This is a genomic window from Thermodesulfobium acidiphilum (genome assembly GCF_003057965.1).
In the GTDB taxonomy this organism is placed as follows: domain Bacteria; phylum Thermodesulfobiota; class Thermodesulfobiia; order Thermodesulfobiales; family Thermodesulfobiaceae; genus Thermodesulfobium; species Thermodesulfobium acidiphilum.
The window spans coordinates 455,574-471,034 of record NZ_CP020921.1 but is presented as its reverse complement, the minus strand read 5'-3'; the positions used below and the strand labels follow the sequence as shown (position 1 = coordinate 471,034).

The following is a 15,461-nucleotide window of genomic DNA, read 5'->3' as shown; positions in this document are numbered from 1 at the left end:
TCCCTATTGAACGCCTTCAAAGATCTCAATCTTATTTCCTGGCATCAAAGTTATTATGGCTTTCTTAAAAGAAGAGGTTAAACCGACATTCCTTCCCATTCTTTTAGGTTTACCTTTGACGTTAATTATTTTAAGATCCTTTACCTTAACTTTGAAAATTTCTTCTATAGACATCTTAATAGAAGTTTTATTAGCATCTTTACTAACAATAAAAGTATATTGATTATATTTCCCAGCCAAATCCGTGCTCTTTTCAGTAACAACAGGTTTAATTACATAGCGATATGGGTCAAACATCTCTTATCACCTCCAGGTCTCTAGACACTCTAAAGCCTCGGGAGTCAAAATTACTCTTTGAGACCAAAGAATGTCGGCTACCTTTAAATTATTCACGTCAACTATTCTAAAATTTGGGAGGTTTGCAAAAGCGCGCAAAACGTTTTCGAAATAGTCATCTACAACTACTAAACTTTTACAATTTTCTCCAGGAAGTTTTTTTACAAAATTAGTAGCAAACTTTGTTTTTGGTTCAATATTTGAAAGATTTTCAACTACTATAAATCTATCCTGAGCAATAAGATTTTTAAGCGCAATATTTCTTGAAAGCTTTATAACTTTTTTAGGCAGAGAAAAACTATATTTTCTGGGTTTTGGGCCAAATGTAATTCCTCCTTTTCTCCATATCGGAGAACGAATTGAACCATGTCTGGCCCTACCAGTATGCTTTTGGGCATATGGTTTTTTCCCTCCGCCTCTTACTTCTCCACGTGTTTTGGTACATGCGCTACCCGATCTCATTCCTGCTAGCTCTCTTACAACCTGCATATAGACAACGTGCGAATTATCTTTAACATCAATCAAATCGGATTCAATTTCTCTAACTTTATTTCCCTCTAAATCATATACAGAAATCATGCGTTTCCTCCTTTGTACAAAATAACAAAGGAGTTTTTGTGTCCAGGAATAGAACCTTTAAGGATTACAAGATAGTCTTCGGGCATAAGATCAACTACTGATATATTCTTAACAGTTCTTTTAACGTTGCCCATATGACCTGGCATTTTCTTTCCTTTTATTATCTTGCTCATTCCTGTCCCTACTCCTGTTGAACCGATTTTCCTGATGTTCTTTGAACCGTGGCTCATCGGCCCTCTTTGGAACTTCCATCTTTTGATAGTGCCACTGGTACCAAAACCTCTCGTAATTCCTGTAACATTAATGTTGTCACCAACTGAAAACATAGATATATCTATGGTATCGCCTACGTTCAAACTGTTATTTTGGAATTCTACGATTTTCTTATGAGGCTTTATAGAAGCTTTTTTAAAAAGTCCAAGCTCAGGTCTATTTAGTTTTCTCTCAGAACACTCTTGAAAAGCCACTCTAACAGCCTCGTATCCATCTTTTTCAACCGTCCTCTTATCAGCAACAGTTCCTTTTATAGCCTGTACAACTGTCACGGGTATTACGCCTGATGGTGTAATATAACTTGTCATGCCCAGTTTTTTTCCAACTAAACCCATAAACATTTTACCCATTGCAAGTTTTCCTCCTCTCTTACACCTTAACCTCTATATCAACTCCTGCGGGTAGATCTAAGTCTCTTAACGCGTCCATAGTCCTAGGTGTAGGATCAACTATATCAATTAGTCTCTTGTGAGTTAAAATTTCGAAGTGTTCTTGTGAATCCTTGTCTATATGAGGAGATCTAATCACACAAAACAGTTCACGCCTTGTTGGAAGCGGAATTGGACCATGTACTACAGCTCCTGTTCTCTGGACAGTATCAACAATTCTTTTTACTGATTGGTCCAAAGTTCTGTGATCGTATGACTTTATCTTTACTCTAATTTTTTGACGCATTATCATCACCAACTATTCGAGTGTCTTAGTGACAACGCCAGCACCTACAGTTCTGCCGCCTTCACGTATTGCAAAGCGAAGTCCTTCTTCAATTGCTACTGGAGATATAAGCTCTACCAACATGTTTATGTTATCTCCAGGCATTACCATTTCTACGCCTTCTGGAAGCTTTATTGTTCCTGTTACGTCTGTAGTTCTGAAGTAGAACTGTGGACGATATCCGTTGAAGAATGGGGTGTGACGTCCACCTTCTTCCTTTTTAAGGACATAGACCTCTGCGTTAAACTTTGTATAGGGCTTGATTGAACCTGGCTTTGCAAGGACCTGTCCTCTTTCTACTTCGTCCTTGTCAATACCTCTTAGAAGACATCCTACGTTATCTCCTGCTATGCCTTCGTCTAATATCTTTCTAAACATCTCTACAGATGTGCAGACTGTTTTCTTTGGCTGCATGGAAAATCCTACTATTTCTACTTCGTCTCCTGGCTTTATGCGACCTCTTTCAATACGGCCTGTTACTACTGTTCCTCTACCTGTGATTGTAAAGACGTCTTCAATTGCCATGATGAATGGCTTATCTATGTCTCTTTGTGGATCTGGGATATAAGAGTCTAGGGCATCTGCAAGCTCCCATATCTTGTCTACCCATTCGTTTTGTCCTCTTTGAATAGAGCTGTTTGCTTGAAGGGCTTCAATAGCCTTTAGAGCAGAACCTCTTATTATGGGTATTTCGTCTCCAGGAAATTCATAAGAAGAAAGAAGATCTCTTGTTTCCATCTCTACCAGATCAAGGAGTTCAGGGTCATCTACCATATCAATCTTGTTCATAAAGACTATGATAGAGGGCACTCCTACCTGTCTTGCAAGAAGGATGTGTTCTCTTGTTTGAGGCATTGGTCCATCGTTCGCCGCTACTACAAGAACTGCTCCGTCCATCTGGGCTGCACCAGTAATCATGTTTTTGATATAGTCTACGTGTCCTGGACAGTCTACGTGTGCATAGTGTCTCTTTTCTGTTTCATACTCAACGTGAGCAATGTTAATCGTAATACCTCTTGCTTTCTCCTCAGGAGCAGAGTCAATATCCTCATATCTCTTTGCCTGAGCCTTGCCTGCAGCAGCAAGAGTCATTGTAAGAGCTGCAGTCAAAGTAGTTTTTCCATGATCAATATGACCAATGGTACCAACATTAAGGTGTGTCTTTGTTCGGTCAAATTTCGCTTTTGCCATTTCTTTACCCTCCAAAAACTTTTTTTATTAATTTTTTATTTAAGTAATTTGAAACTTCAAACATTTAAAAACCTAAAAACTATCCTTTTTTTGATGCAATAATTGCTTCAGCTACATTCTTGGGAACTTCTTCGTAGTGGTCGAATTCCATCGTATATGTTCCTCTGCCCTGGGTTTTAGATCTCAAATCAGTCGCATAGCCAAACATTTCTGAAAGAGGCACAAGTGCGTTAATAATATGCACCCCGTTTCTTGTAGTCATACCGTCAATTCTGCCTCTACGAGAATTAATATCTCCAAGAACTTCACCAAGATAGTCATCTGGAACTACAATTTCGATGCTCATAATAGGTTCAAGCAAAACTGGTTTTGCTTTTGACATGGCTTCTTTAAATGCCATCGAACCAGCAATCTTGAACGCCATTTCGGAAGAATCTACATCGTGATATGAACCATCAAAAATTGTGACCTTGAAATCTACAACAGGATATCCTGCCAGGACTCCAGATTGCATGGCCTCTCTTATTCCCGCTTCTACCGCAGGAATATATTCCTTTGGAATCGCTCCACCAACAATTTTGTTCTCACATACAAACTCAGAACCCTGTTCGGTTGGAGTTAGTTCTATCCACACATGTCCGTACTGACCTCTACCGCCAGACTGACGTATAAACTTTCCTTCAGCTTTTACAGGCTGCCTGATAGTTTCCCTATAAGAGACTTGCGGTTTCCCAATCTTTGCTTCTACTTTAAATTCTCTCAAGAGCCTATCAATAATTATTTCAAGGTGCAATTCTCCCATGCCCTGAATAATAGTCTGACCAGTCTCGTGATCAATGCTTACTCTAAAAGTCGGGTCTTCTTCAGATAATTTTTGGAGAGCTATAGAAAGTTTTTCTTGATCTGCTTTGGTTTTAGGCTCTATAGCTACAGATATAACAGGTTCCGGTATATGAATTGATTCTAAAATTATTGGTTTATCTTCTTGTGCAAGCGTATCTCCGGTAACGGTATCTCTGAGGCCTACCACAGCACAAAGGTCTCCAGCATAAACTGCAGGTATTTCCTCTCGATGATTTGCGTGCATCTGAAGAAGTCTTGCAACTCTTTCTTTAGACCTTTTATTAACGTTGTAAATGTAAGAACCAGCTTTTATTTCTCCAGAATATACCCTTATATATGTTAACCTACCAACATATGGATCCGACACAATCTTGAACGCGAGAGCTGCTATTGGCTCATCCTCTGATGGGAGTCTTATTTCGGTTTCTCCAGTTTTTGGGTTAATACCTTTAACAGGGGGTATGTCACTCGGAGATGGCAAGTAGTCAACTACAGCATCCATAAGTTGTTGAATACCTTTATTCTTAAATGCAGTTCCACATAAAACTGGTATAAGTTTATTTTCAATTGTAGATTTTCTGATACCAGACTTAATTTCTTCAAGAGAAATCTCTTCACCATTCATATATTTATCTAAAAGAGCTTCGTCGTTTTCTACAACGTGTTCAACAAGCTTTTCCCTACAATCTTCTACTATCTTCTTGTATTCCTCAGGCACATCAGAAACTTCATAATCTTTACCACTTTTATCCCCTATCCACATATATGCCTTTCTTTCAACTATATCTATTACTCCTAAGAAGTCATCCTCTGCTCCCATCGGAACTTGAATAGGAACTACAGGAGCCCTGAGCTTTTCTCTCATATCAGCTACAACCCTGAAAAAGTCTGCTCCTACTCTATCCATTTTGTTTACAAATACAATTCTTGGCACTTCATATCTGGTAGCCTGTCTCCAAACAGTTTCAGATTGAGGCTGAACACCCTCAACAGCAGATAGTACAACTACGACTCCATCTAGTACCCTCAATGAACGTTCTACTTCGATAGTAAAGTCCACGTGGCCTGGAGTGTCAATAATATTAATTCTACAACCCTTCCATTCCACAGTAGTTACTGCCGAAGTTATCGTTATTCCCCTTTCTCTTTCCTGTGGCATCCAGTCCATAGTTGCAGTGCCTTCGTGAACTTCCCCAACCTTATGAATTCTGCCAGAATAAAACAGAATCCTCTCCGTGGTAGTTGTTTTACCCGCATCTATATGTGCAGCAATACCAATGTTTCTTAATTGTTCAATTGAAAAACCTCGTTTCATAAACACTCCATCCTTAATTTGTTAATTTATCACCATCTATAATGAGCAAAAGCTCTGTTAGCTTCTGCCATCTTATGCATATCTTCTCTCTTTTTAATGCCTGTTCCTGTTCCTCTATATCCGTCTATAATCTCTTGAGCTAGATTTTCTTTCATAGATTTACCTGTTCTTGCTCTAGCAGCATCTACAATCCATCTAATTGCAAGAGCCAAACCTCTTCTCGGTTCTACTTCAATAGGTATTTGATATACAGCACCACCAACACGCCTTGGTCTTACTTCTAAGATTGGAGTAATATTTTGTATTGCTTTTTCCAAAACCTGGACTCCAGGTTCTCCAATAGTTTTTTCTACTATATCAAGTGCTCCATACATTATACTTTCTGCTTTACTCTTTTTTCCGTCCCACATTATTTTGTTAATAATCTTAGTCACAACCGTGCTACCGGTAACAGGATCGGGCATTACTTGCCTAACTTTTACTCCTCCACGTCTAGGCATAACTTTTATCTCCTTTTAGCTTATTTCTTAGGTTTTTTAGAGCCATATTTTGAACGGCCCTGAGCTCTATTTTGAACACCGGCTGCATCTAAAGCTCCTCTTACAATATGGTAACGAACGCCCGGGAGATCTTTTACACGACCGCCCCTCACCAAAACAACGGAGTGCTCTTGTAAATTATGTCCTATGCCAGGTATATAAGCCGTCACCTCGTAACCGTTAGTAAGCTTTACACGAGCAACCTTTCTTAGAGCAGAGTTAGGCTTTTTTGGCGTAGTAGTATAAACCCTTGTACAAACTCCTCTTCTTTGAGGACAAGATTGCAAAGCTGGTGATTTTGATTTTTTAATTAGCTTTTCTCGTTCATACCGAACTAATTGATTAATTGTGGGCATACTATAATCCCTCTTTTAGAGGTTCACCTCCTAATAAAATATTTTAAATTATTGACAAAGTGTTATCATACCAATAAATAAAATATCTGTCAAATACTTAATCACTTACAAAAGATAATTTTATCTAAAACTTTTATATTCCCTAATATGGATACTTAAAACTGAACATAACCAGATTTGTTTATTTCAAGCAAACTATTGTCCAATCTTTTTAGGATTATCTCTTTGTTTTGAGTTATTTCTCCTATTACCTTTACACTATTATTAAAAAGTGACTTTTCCAAAAAGTAAGATAAATCCAAAAAGCCGTCTTTTTTTATTACTGCCACAAGCCCAAAATCCTCTCCCCCATTAAATACAAAATCAAGATAGTTTCTATTTGTAAATTCTGCAATAGCCTTTAATCTTTCGTCAAAAAGCCCTTCCTCAAAAAGAATGGCTCCAAAACCGTTCTTTACAACTAAATTTTCAATACAACTAGCTAACCCGTCAGAATTATCCATCATTACGCGTACCAATTTCGACTGTCCTAAAATACGCCCTGCAATAATCTGAGGATAAGGATACAGAAAAACCTTTACCAGTTCATCAAAGCCGTCAAATTTATTTTTGATTACTTCCAATCCTGCTCCAGAATAACCCAGGGGCCCTACAGAAATAACAAGGTCTTTAGCTTCTATCTTCCCCTTTCTTTCAATGGTTATAGATTTCTCAACATAACCGATCAAAGTAATAGAAATAATTGTTTTATCAGATTTAACTGTGTCTCCTCCAGCCAGATGAGTGTTAAATTGCTCAGCAAGAGAATTAAAGCCTTTATATATATCCCTCGCATAATTAAAATCTCTTTCGGGGTTTATACCAAGGGATACAAAATAAAATTTCGGTATAGCTCCCATTGCCGCAATATCAGATAAATTTGCACACATAGATCTGTATCCAATAGCAAAAGGATCTGTATCTGCCAAAAAGTGAGTGCCTTCTACTAACATATCTGTAGTGACAACTATATCGAACTCCCCATAAGGAGAAATTATTGCAGCATCATCTCCAATTCCAACTTTAAGATCTTCTACTGTTTCTTCTGGTTTTATACTATCTATAAAACCAAATTCTCCAATATCTTTTATTTTTAACATTTTTTAATTTCTGTATCTAAATACTCAGAAACAATTTTCATAGCACAATACTTGCCACACATACTACAACCCTGTTCTTCAGATGACTTTCTACTGTTATAAATTTTAGAAGACTTTTCTGGATCTATAGAAAGTTCAATCTGCTTTTTCCAGTCAAGAGCTTTTCTTGCCTTAGCCATTTTTATATCCCAATCAAGGGAGCCTTTGATCCCTTTTGCAATATCGGCTGCATGTGCAGCTATCTTCGCTGCAATTACTCCTTCCTTTACATCTTCCAAAGTCGGCAAACCAAGGTGTTCTGCAGGTGTTACGTAACACAAAAAGTCAGCTCCATACATGCCTGCAATTGCCCCACCAATTGCAGATGTTATGTGATCGTATCCCGGAGCAACGTCAGTTACTAAGGGACCCAACACATAAAATGGAGCTCCCTGACAAAGCGACTTCTGGATCTTAATATTTGTTTCTATCTGATCAATCGGAACATGACCAGGCCCTTCTACCATTACCTGAACCCCATTATCAAGAGCTGTTTTTGTTAATTCTCCCAAAGTTATCAATTCTTCAATCTGGCATCTGTCAGTTGCGTCAGCCAGCGCCCCAGGTCTCATTCCATCTCCCAAAGAAAGGGTCATATCATATTTTTTGGCAATCTCTAATAATCTATCATAATTTTCATAAAGGGGATTTTCTCTATCATTGTGCAAAATCCAGGCAGTCAAAAACGATCCACCTCTACTTACAATATCTGCTATTCTTTTTTGTTTTCTCAATCTCTCAATAGAAGACCTGGTAACACCAACATGAACTGTTATAAAATCAACTCCTTGTTTGCCCTGTTTTTCTATAACTTCAAAAATGTCATCAACTTTCATCTTTACGATTGCACCATACTTCTCAAGCGCATTAACAGCTACCTCATATATAGGCACAGTACCAAATGGCACATTGCACTTTGCTAAAAGTTTTTCTCTAATTTTTATTAGATCTCCTCCTGTAGAAAGGTCCATTACCGCATCTGCACCACTTTTAATAGCAACTTCTAACTTTGCAAGTTCTTCATCTAAATCTGGAAAATCACTTGAAGTTCCTATATTAGCATTTATTTTTGTTTTTAGGCCTTTTCCAATTCCTCTGTAGGATATTGGTCTGTGGTTTATGTTTGCAGGAATACAAACTGTTCCTGAAACAAGCTGTTCTAAAATATACTCAACACTTAATCCTTCATATTCTGAAACGAATTTCATAGCATCAGTAACAATACCCTTTATAGCAGACTCCCTCTGAGTCATCTAATTTTCCTCCTCATTCGAAATATGAATCAACCTTTTTATCTCTTCAACTCTATCCTTAGCATACCAAAAACCGCTTCCTACACAAATCCCATCAGCACCAGCATCAAAAACTTTCCTAGCATTTTTTGAGTTTATACCACCAATAGCATATATAAAGGTTGTAGTTAAAGCCCTTATCTTTTTTAAGAACTCAACACCGTTTAATTGACAATCCGGTTTAGTAGTAGAGGGATAAATAGCGCCGACACCAATATAATCTACTTTAGCTACTTGAGAAAGTCTAAGATCTTCGACATTGTGAACTGTAGCCCCTACTACTTTATTCCCCATCAACTTTCTTGTAACATTAAACGGTAATTCATCCTCTCCAACGTGAACGCCGTAAGACTCTAAAGCAAGCGCTACTTCAACTTTATCATTAATTATCAATTTAAAATGTGGAAAAAATTCAATTATCTTCTCTCCTAGTTCATAGAACTTTTTGGTAGAAAATTTTTTTGCTCTTAGTTGAACTAATCTCACATTATTATCTGAAAGTATTTTGAGACCTTCAAAAAGATCTGATTCATTTTTTGCCAGATCTATGTCTGCTAATATATAAATTTTTTCAAGGTCTTTATTAGATAATAACCTCTTTTCTATTTCATAAAACCCAAATCTTATATTCATTATTTGATCGCTAATGGAAGTATCGATATATCTTGTAAATTCTTCTAAAACTCTCAAACTTTCTTTAATTCTTGATAGGTTAGCTCTTAAGACTTGATCCATTTCTGTGTATGGGCTATGAAAGTTATTTTTTCCTATATCAGATTTGACATCTCTTTCGCCAATCATATCAAAATCTAAAATTCTTGATATTTCGTGTCTAATATTCCTAATCGTAGAGGAATTAGTTAAGTCATTTTTTATAAACCTTAAATAATCTTCAACAACTCTTAAGCCTTCAATACATCTATTTCGATTGGCATCTATAACTCTATTAATATAAGTCTTAGAAAGCATTTTTTTCTTTTACCTCTCCAAATATGAAAAAATAAAAAACTCCCGACCTTGGGAGTTATCAATTTCTCTCCCTTCGTCGGTATTACCCGATTCAGGTTCAGCGGGTCAGGCCTCAAGCCTATCTCAGCCCTTTCGAGCTCCCCGGGAAAATTTATTCATTTAAATAAATATATTTCTGTTTAATTGCTACAATATATTTTAAACAAATTATAAGAAAAATACAAATGAAAAACCTTTAAATTAACTTATAAAAGTTTTATATTTGAACTTTTAAAAAATAAATATATAAAAAAAGGGGACTGATTCTCTCAGTCCCCATTAACTTTAAAATGTTTGGTAAATTAAAATGAATTACACTTCTGGGAATGCACAGCGTCCAAAAATATTCATTTCGCAACCTTTTGTAGCTTCTGCCATGTGATTAATGTAATTAAGCTTATATTGTATAAGCTCTTTAATGCGTTCAATGACTTGTTTTCCTTCTTCTGATTTAAACAAATGGGCATATCTTCCCTGAGTCTTTAAGAAATCCTCAAGCGGTTTTAGCTCTCTTGGCTTAAAGGTAACATTCCACTGACCATTGTCTACTTCATAAAGTGGCCAAAAGCCTGTTTCTACTGCAAGCTTTGCAATGTTTACAGTTTCTGAAGCAGGAAATCTCCACCCTCTTGGGCAAGGTGCAAGCACTGTGATAAAACTTGGCCCATCATAAGAAAGAGCTTTTTGTACTTTTCTCATAAAATCATTCCAGTGCGACAAAGAGGCCTGAGCAGCATATGCAATATCATGAGCAGCCATTATAGCTACTATGTCCTTTCTCAAGTTTGCACGTACGTTACCAGGTCTTGCCTTTCCTACATGACAGGTTGTCGTCCATGCTCCAAGCGGAGTAGCACCTGATCTTTGGATTCCTGTATTCATGTATGCCTGATTATCCATACAAATATAAAGCATTCTGTGTCCTCTTTCCATAGCACCGGAAAGAGCTTGAAGACCAATATCATATGTTCCACCGTCACCACCAAAGGCTATAAAGTTGATAGGTTCAGTAACCTTGCCTACTTTAGAAAGCGCTTTATAAGCTGCTTCCATACCAGAAGTAATAGCAGCAGCGTTTTCAAAAGCATTATGATACCAGTTTACGTTCCAGGACGTATACGGAAAAATACAGGATGAAACCTCAAAACAACCTGTAGCCTCACCAACCACTACTGGTTCATTTGACGCTAATATAGCTTGCTTTATTATCATGGGTTCAGGACAGCCAGCACAAACTCTATGTCCTGAAGTTATAGGCAATTCTTTTTTTGGTAACTCAGTTAATTTAAAAGCCATATAATTTATCCCTCCTTTATCCTTTCACGCCTATATACTGTCTCAAATCTTTTACCTCTCCCTTATCAACTTTAGACATTATATCTTCAAAAACACCTTTCATATCCCTAATTTTTACATCTCTTCCACCCAAACCAATTATATAGTTAGCCATCAGGGGCATCTTCTTTTTATTTGCACAAGCACCTGACAACTCAGAAAAAATTGGAGCGCAAGCCGCTCCATAAGCATCCGCTCTCTCAACAACAGCCAATCCTTTCAGATTAAAAATTGCTTCATATAATTCTTCAGCAGGGAATGGTCTAAATAATCTGAGCCTTATTACTCCTGCTTTAATCCCTTTAGATCTAAGTTCATCAGCTGCAAGCATTGCAACGCCAGTTATTGATGACATAGCCAAAATAGCATACTCAGCATCTTCCATCCTATAGGTTTCCATAATAGCAGGAACATTTCTTCCAAATTTTTTGTTATATTCTTCATGAATTTCTACAATTATCTTTTTTGAATTCTGGATAACCTCTTGGAGTTTTCTTCTGGCCTCCATATAGTAGTCTGGCAAAAAGTAAGCACCCACACTCACTGGATACTTCACGTCCAAAAGCGAGTAAGGTGGATTAAACTCTCCAACAAAGTCTTTTACCTCTTGATCGTCCAGAAGCTCTATCCTTTCGGTATTATGAGAAATATTAAAAGCATCAAGACCTACAATAACTGGCAAATAAACATTTGAATTTTCAGCAATTCTTGTAGCAATAATCGTTGAATCGTATGCCTCCTGGCCATTGAAACAATAAAGATGAATCCAACCAGCGTCTCTTGAACCCATAGTATCGCTGTGATCGCCGTGAATGTTGATAGGAGCAGAAAGCGCTCTATTAACGTTTATCATTACAATTGGATGTCTATTCCCTGCTGCTATATATAAAATTTCATGCATAAGCGCAAGCCCCTGTGAAGAAGTACAGGTCATTGTTCTGGCTCCTGCAGCTGATGCGCCACAACATGCTGAAAGCGCCGAATGTTCTGATTCTACAGGTACAAATTCAGTATGCACAATACCATCAGCCACAAATTCTCCAAACTTTTCAACTATCAAAGTCTGAGGCGTAATAGGATAAACTGCAACCACATCTGGATCAATTTGTCTCATTGCTTCTGCTACTGCATAATCTCCGGTTAAACCAACACTTTTTCTCGCCATATGACCCTCCGTTATCTCAAGAATGGCTTTTCAGTATTTTCAAAATCAGATCCTAACACCATCTCAATAGCATTTACCGGGCAAACTTTACTACAAACTCCACAACCTTTACAGTGCACGGGATCAAATCCAAACATTTCATATTTTCCATTTTTGTTTTCAACAACAATTGACATATCCGGACAAAAAAGCCAACAAGTCATACAATTAGTACATTTCTCTTTATTCACAGTAGGGTGCTGAACCCTCCAGGTACCAGTCTTCAAGCACTTAGAATTAGCACCTCCAACCAGAACATTTCCTACAGGCATTTCTTCCCAAACTAATTTCTCTTCACATGGTATTTCAATTCTCTTTATATCTTTGTTCATCCCTGTTTCACCTCCTCATATGCTCTTCTAATGGCATTGACGTTTGCATCAATAATTTCCTGCTTGAACTTACCGCTAAAGCTTCTTACCATTTCGTTTACGACATCCTCGAAATTGAGTATCCCAGTCGCCTTAACCAGTGCACCTGCCATAGTGGTATTGGTTATAGGCCTTTTTAAAGTTTCCAAAGCTATTTTTGTGGCATCAACTGTAAAAACTTTTATCCCAGGCGCAATTTTTAATTCTTCTCTAAGCTGTTTGGGTTCATCAGGATAATTAACTACTAAGTATCCATCACTTTTAAGACCGTTTAAAAAGTTTACTTGGGAAAATAAAGTAGGATCAAGAACCACTACCGCATCAGGTTCCTCTATTTGGGAATAATTTTTTATTGGCATATCAGATATTTTAGTATAAGCTACGATAGGAGCTCCTTCTCTTTCGGCTCCAAATTCAGGAAAGGATTGAAAGTATTTATTAACACTCAGTGCAGCTGATGCAAGAAATTGAGAGGCCGTCCATGCCCCTTGTCCTCCTCTTGCGTGCCAACGAATTTCCCAATAACTTTTCATTATCAGACCTCCTTTTATATGTGAACGCAACTTAAAAAAAGCTAAATACTTAAGAATGAACTATAAACATTATAAATGTATAGTATGCATTTTTTTAAAAAAAAAGTATACCAAATGTTTTGAAATGTCTGAATAAATCAAATATTTAAATTAATATAGTACTCAAGTACTTATAAAAAATTGAAGAATTATTAATTATTAAAAGTTTCCTTATAGATCAACATCAATTCTTTGTCAAAAAGAGTTCTTGATAATTCTAAAACTTTTGCTTTAATTTTTGGCAATATAACGTTTATTTGTTCGTCACTTAGTTGGATACCAAATTCTTCAAATTTGTTTTTTATAGCTTTAGGACCAGAATGCTTACCAATTACCAGTTGTTCTACCATCCCAAGGTCTTGAGCTGAAAAAGCCGAAATCTTTTCTCCCATCTTTCTTGCATCCAGTGAGATTCCGGATTCAGTACTGAAGAGCTTCTTGCCAATTATAGGTTTAAAATCAGGTATTTCTATACCTGATTTCTTGCTCACATACTTTGATAAAGAAGCCATTCCTTTGAGGTCAACCCCCAGGTCTACTCCCCAGAGAAACTTTAGCGCAGCAATAACCTCCTCCAAAGAAGCGTTCCCTGCCATTTTCCCCAATCCTAAAACAGTAACGCTTGCAAACTCGCTGCCAGAGGCAATGCCAACAAGGGTGTTTGCCGTAGCCATACCAAAATCGTTATGCATGTGAACTTCTAAGGGTATGCCCACTCTCTCAGACAAATAGGTTACTGTTTCATGAACTTTAAACGGATCCATTACGCTTGAAGTGTCACAAATTCTAAGTCTATCAGAGCCAGATTCTTTTGCCATAAGAGCGAATCTAACCAAAAAATTCCTTGGCGCCCTTCCTGCATCTTCCATATGAGTAGAGACATAAAGGCCATGTTTTTTTGCATAATTTATTGCTTTATCAGTTAATTTAAGAGCTTCATCAAATTCTAATCCCAATTTAAAGTGTAGATGAATTGGAGAAATTGGACAGGAAATTCCAACCGAATCTACTCCTGATTTCAAAGACATGTCAATATCGGACAAAACGGGCCTATTCCAGGACATTATCTTTGATTTTAAACCAAGTTTAACAATAGCCGAAATGGCTTCAAACTCCTCCCCCAGCATGGCAGGTATTCCAGCTTCAATTTGATAAATACCTAAATCATTTAATTCTTTAGCAATTTTAACTTTATCTTGTTTAGTAAAAATAACCCCCGCTGTTTGTTCTCCATCCCTTAAAGTAGAATCAACAATTTTTATGTTTTTTAAGATAGCTTCACTAGAACTAAAAGCATGAAAGAACACTTTATATAAGGACACCCTTTTTAGATTTGTAAGACAACTTAACAGGAGCACCCTTCTTTAGTATAGATTCCTCTGCAGCCTCAAGAATTTCGAGGATTCTTAAACCTTGCATACCCTCAGTTATTGGATCCTTTTTATATATAATCGACTCAATAAAAGATCTGCATTCATTTTTCAACGGTTCGCTTTGTTCAAAGTCAACTATCTTTTCTCCACCAGAATTTAAAAATGGCTTTCCGTTAACAATCTTAGCTCCTTTATTGTAAAGAATCAGCTTATGAGGAGCTCTATCATCAAATATAGCCATTTTCTTCGTCCCTATAACTACTGTTTGCTGAATTTTACGAGGATGTAACCAGGAAACAAAGATATTTCCAAATATATCTTTAAATTCAAGCGTTACATGGGCAATATCTACCCTATCTTCGCTCAAAAAACTATGCCCTGTACTAGATACCACAATATCTCCTTCAAGTCCAAGCAGATAAAAAAATATTGACAAATCATGCGGAGCCAAATTCCATAGAACTGATTCATCAAAAGAAACCTTTCCTAAATTCAACCTGCTTGAATGAATATAGTGAATATCTCCAAGTTCACCTTCCATAACTAACTGGTGAAGAGTTTGAACAGCAGGATGATATAAAAGAACATGACCCACCAATAACCTCAAATCCTTCGACCTGGCCAGTTCAACCAGCTCTTCGCCTTCCTTTACATTCAGGGCCATTGGCTTCTCTACAAAGACATGCTTTCCACTATTAAGAGCTTTTTTTGCTAAAGAATAATGAAAAGACGACGGCGTAGATATCACAACGGCATCTATATCCTTAGAAGAAAATATTTCATCTGGATTTGTAACACAATTAACGCTTTTGTACTGGCTCTCCACCTTTATCAACTTTTCTGAATCCAGATCACACACACTACGGAGATAACCTAATTCGAAGAAATTTCTAATTAAGTTTACGCCCCAATCTCCTGCACCAATTACAGCAACATTTACACTCGTTTTAATTTCACCTCTCCAAACTGTTATAAAGTAATT

Annotated in this window: 17 protein-coding genes and 1 riboswitch; all 17 genes read right to left on the bottom strand. The window is 37.1% G+C overall.

The genetic code is table 11. The features are described 5' to 3' along the window. Positions 1–3 precede the first annotated feature (3 nt). Positions 4–297 carry a 50S ribosomal protein L23 gene (gene rplW, locus TDSAC_RS02385; RefSeq protein ID WP_013755874.1) on the bottom strand — a complete coding sequence of 98 codons (294 nt, stop codon included), beginning with the start codon at positions 295–297 and terminating at the stop codon, positions 4–6. A 6-nt stretch (positions 298–303) separates the two neighbouring features. Beyond that, entirely contained in the window at positions 304–915 is a 612-nt protein-coding gene (gene rplD, locus TDSAC_RS02380) for a 50S ribosomal protein L4 (RefSeq protein WP_108308696.1), read from the bottom strand. Further along, positions 912–1,538 (bottom strand): 50S ribosomal protein L3, encoded by a 627-nt coding sequence (gene rplC, locus TDSAC_RS02375; protein WP_108308695.1) that lies wholly within the window; start codon positions 1,536–1,538, stop codon positions 912–914. The genes rplD and rplC overlap by 4 nt, the downstream gene beginning before the upstream one ends. A 19-nt stretch (positions 1,539–1,557) precedes the next feature. Beyond that, entirely contained in the window at positions 1,558–1,866 is a 309-nt protein-coding gene (gene rpsJ / locus TDSAC_RS02370; protein WP_108310286.1) for a 30S ribosomal protein S10, read from the bottom strand. Positions 1,867–1,875: 9 nt separating this feature from the next. After that, positions 1,876–3,093, bottom strand: coding sequence for an elongation factor Tu (tuf, locus tag TDSAC_RS02365; RefSeq protein WP_108308694.1), 1,218 nt, complete (start codon positions 3,091–3,093; stop codon positions 1,876–1,878). A 79-nt stretch (positions 3,094–3,172) separates the two neighbouring features. Further along, a complete protein-coding gene (gene fusA, locus TDSAC_RS02360; RefSeq protein WP_108308693.1) occupies positions 3,173–5,251 on the bottom strand; it encodes an elongation factor G in 2,079 nt (692 codons plus the stop codon). 29 nt (positions 5,252–5,280) lie between these two features. Continuing rightward, entirely contained in the window at positions 5,281–5,751 is a 471-nt protein-coding gene (gene rpsG / locus TDSAC_RS02355; RefSeq protein WP_013755868.1) for a 30S ribosomal protein S7, read from the bottom strand. A 20-nt stretch (positions 5,752–5,771) separates the two neighbouring features. Continuing rightward, positions 5,772–6,146: a 30S ribosomal protein S12 gene (gene rpsL, locus TDSAC_RS02350; protein ID WP_108308692.1), complete on the bottom strand. Its 375-nt coding sequence runs from the start codon at positions 6,144–6,146 to the stop codon at positions 5,772–5,774. Between the two features lie 155 nt (positions 6,147–6,301). Beyond that, entirely contained in the window at positions 6,302–7,285 is a 984-nt protein-coding gene (gene thiL / locus TDSAC_RS02345) for a thiamine-phosphate kinase (protein ID WP_108308691.1), read from the bottom strand. After that, complete coding sequence (gene thiC, locus TDSAC_RS02340; RefSeq protein ID WP_108308690.1) at positions 7,279–8,577, bottom strand: phosphomethylpyrimidine synthase ThiC; 1,299 nt, start codon at positions 8,575–8,577, stop codon at positions 7,279–7,281. The genes thiL and thiC overlap by 7 nt, the downstream gene beginning before the upstream one ends. Then, positions 8,578–9,585: a thiamine phosphate synthase gene (gene thiE / locus TDSAC_RS02335; RefSeq protein ID WP_108308689.1), complete on the bottom strand. Its 1,008-nt coding sequence runs from the start codon at positions 9,583–9,585 to the stop codon at positions 8,578–8,580. A 50-nt stretch (positions 9,586–9,635) separates the two neighbouring features. After that, a riboswitch (TPP riboswitch) is annotated at positions 9,636–9,739 on the bottom strand. 197 nt (positions 9,740–9,936) lie between these two features. Further along, the gene (locus TDSAC_RS02330) at positions 9,937–10,920 is read right to left on the bottom strand and encodes a thiamine pyrophosphate-dependent enzyme (protein ID WP_108308688.1); all 984 of its coding nucleotides are present in this window, start codon (positions 10,918–10,920) and stop codon (positions 9,937–9,939) included. A 16-nt stretch (positions 10,921–10,936) separates the two neighbouring features. Next, positions 10,937–12,124 carry a transketolase C-terminal domain-containing protein gene (locus TDSAC_RS02325; protein ID WP_108308687.1) on the bottom strand — a complete coding sequence of 396 codons (1,188 nt, stop codon included), beginning with the start codon at positions 12,122–12,124 and terminating at the stop codon, positions 10,937–10,939. Positions 12,125–12,135: 11 nt separating this feature from the next. Further along, a complete protein-coding gene (locus tag TDSAC_RS02320) occupies positions 12,136–12,495 on the bottom strand; it encodes a 4Fe-4S binding protein (protein WP_108308686.1) in 360 nt (119 codons plus the stop codon). Then, on the bottom strand, positions 12,492–13,067 hold the full coding sequence (locus TDSAC_RS02315) for a 2-oxoacid:acceptor oxidoreductase family protein (RefSeq protein WP_108308685.1): 576 nt from the start codon (positions 13,065–13,067) through the stop codon (positions 12,492–12,494). The genes TDSAC_RS02320 and TDSAC_RS02315 overlap by 4 nt, the downstream gene beginning before the upstream one ends. Before the next feature lie 191 nt (positions 13,068–13,258). After that, positions 13,259–14,413: a homocitrate synthase/isopropylmalate synthase family protein gene (locus tag TDSAC_RS02310; RefSeq protein WP_108308684.1), complete on the bottom strand. Its 1,155-nt coding sequence runs from the start codon at positions 14,411–14,413 to the stop codon at positions 13,259–13,261. Between the two features lies 1 nt (position 14,414). Continuing rightward, entirely contained in the window at positions 14,415–15,431 is a 1,017-nt protein-coding gene (locus TDSAC_RS02305) for a Gfo/Idh/MocA family protein (RefSeq protein WP_267894112.1), read from the bottom strand. Between the last annotated feature and the right edge of the window lie 30 nt (positions 15,432–15,461).